This window comes from Mesorhizobium sp. M7D.F.Ca.US.004.03.1.1, assembly GCF_003998635.1.
Taxonomy (GTDB): domain Bacteria; phylum Pseudomonadota; class Alphaproteobacteria; order Rhizobiales; family Rhizobiaceae; genus Mesorhizobium; species Mesorhizobium loti.
Map to the genome: position 1 here is coordinate 1 of NZ_RZQG01000444.1, position 4,889 is coordinate 4,889.

Sequence of the window (4,889 nt, forward strand, 5' to 3'; positions counted from 1 at the left end):
TCGTTGACGCACATGGCGACGAGATCGATGCCGATCGTGTCGTGCTTGCCGGCGTCGATGGCGATCTTCAGCTTGGTGCCGACGCCGTCATTGGCGGCCACCAGCACCGGATCGGTGAAACCGGCGGCCTTGAGGTCGAACAGGCCGCCAACCCCGCCGATCTCGCCATCGGCGCCGGGCCGTCGCGTCGCGCGCACCAGCGGCTTGATCTTCTCGACCATGAGATTGCCCGCATCGATATCGACGCCGGCCTCGGCATAGGTGAGCCCGTTCTTGCGCTTGCCGGTTTTGGGTTGGCCGCTTTTGGGCTGGCCCGTTTTGGGCTGGCTTGTGTCGCGCTTGCTCATCGCAATTTTCCTGCTCGTTTGCGGGCTCTTCGCATGAACGGTTTCGGTCCGCAAGGATAACGGCGGCCCAGCGGCGTTTCGGCATGACAAAATCGTGGACAGCAAATGCGAGACGGCCAGGTTCCGATTGTCAGTCTCTCCCTTGCACCCACCCGCCACCTCCATCATCTATGAACAAAACAAAGCGACGGGACATCGCCTTGACCATCCCCAATCTGATTACCATCCTGCGCCTTCTTCTGGTGCCGGCGGTGGTGCTGGCAATGTTGCAGGCACGCTGGGACTGGGCCTTTGCCGGCTTCCTCATCGCCGGCATCTCCGATGGCGTCGACGGGTTCATCGCTCGCCGCTTCAACCAGCAGTCCAGGCTCGGTGCCTATCTCGACCCGATGGCCGACAAGCTGCTGCTGGTTTCGGTGTTCGTGGTCATGGGTTTCATCGGGCAATTGCCGCTCTGGCTGGTCGTCACCATGGTGTCGCGCGACGCGCTGATCGTCTGCGCTGTCGTGTTGTCGACCGTCATGGCCCATCCGGTCGAGATGAAACCGCTGTTCGTGTCGAAGGCCAACACCGCCATCCAGATCGTGCTGGCCGCGGTTGTGCTGGGCGAACTCGCCCTTGTCGTTCACCTCGACCCACTGAGGCCAGCCCTCATATTGCTGTCCGGGGTCTTGACCGTGGCTTCGGCCGCGGCCTATCTCGTGGCTTGGCTGAGGCATATGAGCGGCTATGGCGAAGGCTCCACTCCGGACATCTGAGACAGAAACGGCGGCGATAGAGGCTGCGGCCGTCGACATTGCCGCGTCCGCCGCCTTCCGCCGCCAGATATTCTTCTGGCTGGCCAGCGCGGTCATCCTGGCGCTTTTTCTCTATGTCTTCAGCGCCATCCTGTTGCCCTTCGTCGCCGGCATGGTGCTCGCCTATTTCCTCGATCCCGTCGCCGACCGGCTGCAGCGGCTCGGCCTGTCCCGTTTCATGGCGACGGTCGTCATCCTCATCACCTTCCTCATCGTGCTGGTGCTGGCCTTTGTTATCCTCATTCCGGTTCTGGCCACGCAAATGGCCGATTTCGCCGGAAAATTGCCGGAATATCTGACCCGGTTGCAGAGCCTGATCACGTCGTTCGACCCGAAATGGCTGGAGCAGAAATTCGGCGTCAACGCCAATGGCTTGCGCGACGGCCTGAATTCGCTGCTGACCTCCGGCTTCGGCCTGATCACCACCGTCTTCACCTCGCTGTGGAGTTCCGGCATGGCGCTGGTCTCGGTGGTCAGCCTGTTCGTGGTGACGCCGGTGGTCGCCTTCTACATGCTGCTCGACTGGGACCGCATGGTGGCGGTCATCGACAGCTGGGTGCCGCGCGACAACGTCGCGACCGTGCGCGCCATCGCGCGGGACATCAACACCGCCACAGCCGGCTTCGTGCGCGGCCAGGGCACGCTGTGCCTGGTGCTGGGCGCCATGTATGCCACCGGGCTGACGCTGACCGGCTTGAATTTCGGCATCCTCATCGGCCTGTTCGCCGGGCTGATTTCCTTCATCCCCTATGTCGGCTCGCTGACCGGGCTGGTGCTGGCCGTTGGCGTTGCCTTCGTCCAGTTCTGGCCGGACTGGACCATGATCGTCGCTGTCGCTGTCGTGTTCTTCATCGGCCAGTTCATCGAGGGCAACATCCTGCAGCCGCGGCTGGTCGGCAAGAGCGTCGGCCTGCACCCGGTATGGCTGATGTTTTCGCTGTTCGCCTTCGGCGCGCTGTTTGGCTTCGTCGGCTTGCTGATCGCGGTGCCGGCTTCGGCTGCCGTTGCCGTGCTGGTACGGTTTGCCATAGCCCGCTATCTCGAATCGCCTCTCTACAAGGGCCATGGCGCGGCGCCTGTACCGCAGCTTCCGGCCGATCGCGGCGGTGGCCACCGCACGCAACCGCGTCGCTGAAGTGACTGCCCAGCCAACCGACCCGCCACGCCAGTTGCCGCTCGATCTCGGCCATGGCACCGGCTATTCGCGCGACGACCTCGTCGTCTCGGGCACCAACAATCATGCGGTGGCCCTGGTCGACCGCTGGCCTGACTGGCCTTCGCCGGTGGTGGTGCTGGCCGGTCCCGCCGGCTCCGGCAAGACACATCTGGCCTCGATCTGGCGCGCGCGCGCCAGCGCGGTGGCGGTCGACGCCCGGCGCATCGGCGACAGCATCGCCAATCTCGGCGCCCGGCCGGCACTGATCGACGATGTCGATACCGGGGCGGTTGATGAACAAGGCCTGTTCCATCTGATCAATGCGGTGCGGGGTGCAGGCTCCACACTGCTCCTGACGGCGCGCCGCTTCCCATCGGCCTGGGGCGTCAGGCTGCCTGATCTAGCCTCGCGGCTGAAGGCGGCGGCGACAGTCGAGATCCATGAGCCTGACGATCTCCTGCTCGCCGGCGTCATCACCAAGCTGTTTGCCGACCGACAGGTCGAGGTCGAGCCGCATGTCGTGCAGTATCTCGTGCGCCGCATCGAGCGCTCGCTGGCGACGGCCATGCGCGTGGTGGAAAGGCTGGACCGCACCGCGCTCGAGCGCAAGACGCCGATCACGCGCACGCTCGCCGCCGAAACCGTCAACGCCATGGATGAAGGGCAGGGCGAATTCGAGATTTAGCCTGGTCCTGAGAGCTGATCTCACAGCCACATTCTGGCGAAATGGCGGACCGGCGGCGACCTCGGCAAGGCCGACGAGCGGAAACGGCGCAAGGTGACCATGCGACCGTGCCAATGGCTATCGATACCGTGTTTCCGGGAGAGGATGGTCGGAGTGGAGAGATTCGAACTCCCGACCCTCTGGTCCCAAACCAGATGCGCTACCAGGCTGCGCTACACTCCGAACGGTCTGTTGCCTATTCATTTCGGCGTTGCATGGCAAGTGCAAAAACCTTGCCGCCGCGTGCATTGCGCAGTAATGACGGGCGAAGGGTGGCGATGCTACCTTGCACAATAACGAGGTGGCCATGTCCGCGCGCATTTTCAGCCCAGCCAAAACCGCTATGCAGTCCGGCAAGGCCAAGACCGGCCACTGGGTGCTGGAATTCGACCCCGAGATGCGCAAGAAGATCGACCCGCTGATGGGCTACACCACGTCGGGCGACATGAGAAGCCAGATCAGGCTCACCTTCGACACCAGGGAAGAGGCGGTGGCCTACGCCGAAAAGGAAGCGCTCGCCTACCGCGTCGAGGAGCCGAAAGAGACCAAGCGCCGCCAGATTTCCTATGCGGAGAATTTCCGCTATGACCGCAGGACGCCCTGGACGCATTGAACGGCGGCCAGCGCAAAAATATCCAGCCGGCCCAACGGCCGGCCAGCGGTCCCGTAGCTCAGCTGGATAGAGCACCGGCCTTCTAAGCCGATGGTCACAGGTTCGAATCCTGTCGGGATCGCCAATAATTTCAAGTGGTTAGTGTGTGATGAGAGTCGGATTGACGTGGATCGCGCAGCCGCCGGCGCTGTCGTATTATTTCGTGACTCAGCCTTTTCGGAACCTTTCCCGCGCACGGCGCGTTTCGGCGCCTGTATTCGCAAAGCCTCATACAAAAAGCGGATCGGTGGGAGGCAAACACGGGTGGGGAGGAGTGTTGCAATGTCGAACCGAGAAATAGGAATATCTTCGGCCCTGGATCGGCGCATCGCGGATCTCAAGGCCAGGATGCTGGACGCCCGGATCACCGAATACGAAATGAAGACCTTTCAGAAAGTGGCTTCCATCATGGGAGGCGGCGAAGGCTCCCTCTGCCTTGATGCCGACGACCTGATCGCGGCATCCTTTGTCGTCGACGCGCTGGGTAAACCAACACTCAACTGACGGCGGACGGTCTGGCTTCGAACGCCGCTTGCTCTGCCAGCAGCTTGGTCCAAACCCTCAAGCCGGGAATCAGGATGGCCGCCTTTCTCGGCGGCCGTCCTGCGGCGTCCGCGCGCGCAAGCATCTGTCGCGGGCGGCCAACCGCGGCTTGCCCTGCCGCAAAGCCACTGACCTCCGGTGCCCGCGCTCGGCGCTATGCCGCCCGATATCGACCCGATATTGAATTGGAGGGAAAGTCTTATCAATTTGTTTGCGTTGGTTCGTCATAGTAGCGGCGGCTAACGGAGTTGAACGCGATGAAGCTCGATCTGTCGCCGACGAGCTGGGGCAGGGTGATCGCTGTCACAGTAGCCGGTACGGCATTCTTCATTGCCGTGGCATTCTTCGTCGATTCCTTCAATTTCCCCTATCTTTCGCCCGAGGCCGTGTGGCGGGCGCAGATGACCGACCTGATGCTGCCCTTGGTGCTGGGCGGCTCGTTCCTGTTTTTCCTCATGTGGAAGATTCGCCAGCTGGCCATCGCCCAGCGCGACCTCAGCGTCATTGCCGCGACCGACAGCCTGACGGCGGTGCTGAACCGTGGTGCCTTCTCGATGCTGGTCGAAGCCTATCTCGAAGAGACCCGCAAGCAGGAGCAGCCCCGTTCGGGGGCACTGTTGATCATCGACGCCGACCACTTCAAGTTGATCAACGACCGCCTGGGCCATGA

6 protein-coding genes, 2 tRNA genes and 1 pseudogene are annotated in these 4,889 nt (G+C 62.7%); 7 read left to right on the forward strand and 2 right to left on the reverse strand.

What is annotated here, in order from left to right; genetic code table 11:
• A pseudogene (locus EN935_RS22235) lies at positions 1 to 347 on the reverse strand (phosphoribosylformylglycinamidine cyclo-ligase); the annotation flags it as partial.
• Between the two features lie 200 nt (positions 348 to 547).
• Between EN935_RS22235 and EN935_RS22240 the strand changes: the two are divergent.
• Genes EN935_RS22240 through hdaA form a run of 3 tightly spaced genes read left to right on the forward strand, consistent with a single transcriptional unit; the run spans position 548 to position 2,985 of the window.
• A complete protein-coding gene (locus EN935_RS22240; protein WP_126068635.1) occupies positions 548 to 1,105 on the forward strand; it encodes a CDP-alcohol phosphatidyltransferase family protein in 558 nt (185 codons plus the stop codon).
• A complete protein-coding gene (locus EN935_RS22245; protein WP_127263845.1) occupies positions 1,077 to 2,279 on the forward strand; it encodes an AI-2E family transporter in 1,203 nt (400 codons plus the stop codon). Before EN935_RS22240 ends, EN935_RS22245 begins: the two co-directional genes overlap by 29 nt.
• Position 2,280: 1 nt before the next feature.
• Positions 2,281 to 2,985, forward strand: a complete 705-nt coding sequence (gene hdaA, locus EN935_RS22250; RefSeq protein WP_127263849.1) for a DnaA regulatory inactivator HdaA — start codon at positions 2,281 to 2,283, stop codon at positions 2,983 to 2,985.
• A gap of 145 nt (positions 2,986 to 3,130) precedes the next feature.
• Here the strand turns inward: hdaA and EN935_RS22255 are convergent.
• Positions 3,131 to 3,207, reverse strand: a tRNA-Pro gene (locus EN935_RS22255).
• Between the two features lie 124 nt (positions 3,208 to 3,331).
• Here EN935_RS22255 and EN935_RS22260 point away from each other — a divergent pair.
• The 4 genes from EN935_RS22260 to EN935_RS22275 all read left to right on the forward strand — a co-directional run.
• Positions 3,332 to 3,637 carry an ETC complex I subunit gene (locus EN935_RS22260; protein ID WP_109662967.1) on the forward strand — a complete coding sequence of 102 codons (306 nt, stop codon included), beginning with the start codon at positions 3,332 to 3,334 and terminating at the stop codon, positions 3,635 to 3,637.
• A gap of 47 nt (positions 3,638 to 3,684) precedes the next feature.
• Positions 3,685 to 3,761, forward strand: a tRNA-Arg gene (locus tag EN935_RS22265).
• 197 nt (positions 3,762 to 3,958) lie between these two features.
• Complete coding sequence (locus EN935_RS22270) at positions 3,959 to 4,180, forward strand: hypothetical protein (RefSeq protein ID WP_127263847.1); 222 nt, start codon at positions 3,959 to 3,961, stop codon at positions 4,178 to 4,180.
• A 296-nt stretch (positions 4,181 to 4,476) separates the two neighbouring features.
• A partial coding sequence (locus EN935_RS22275; protein WP_127373619.1) for a diguanylate cyclase occupies positions 4,477 to 4,889 on the forward strand: 413 nt, incomplete at its 3' end.

Coding starts and splice junctions, on each gene's coding strand:
- EN935_RS22245 (WP_127263845.1), top strand. CDS start 1,077: ATGGCGAAGGCTCCACTCCGGACATCTGAGACAGAAACGGCGGCGATA.
- EN935_RS22260 (WP_109662967.1), top strand. CDS start 3,332: ATGTCCGCGCGCATTTTCAGCCCAGCCAAAACCGCTATGCAGTCCGGC.
- EN935_RS22270 (WP_127263847.1), top strand. CDS start 3,959: ATGTCGAACCGAGAAATAGGAATATCTTCGGCCCTGGATCGGCGCATC.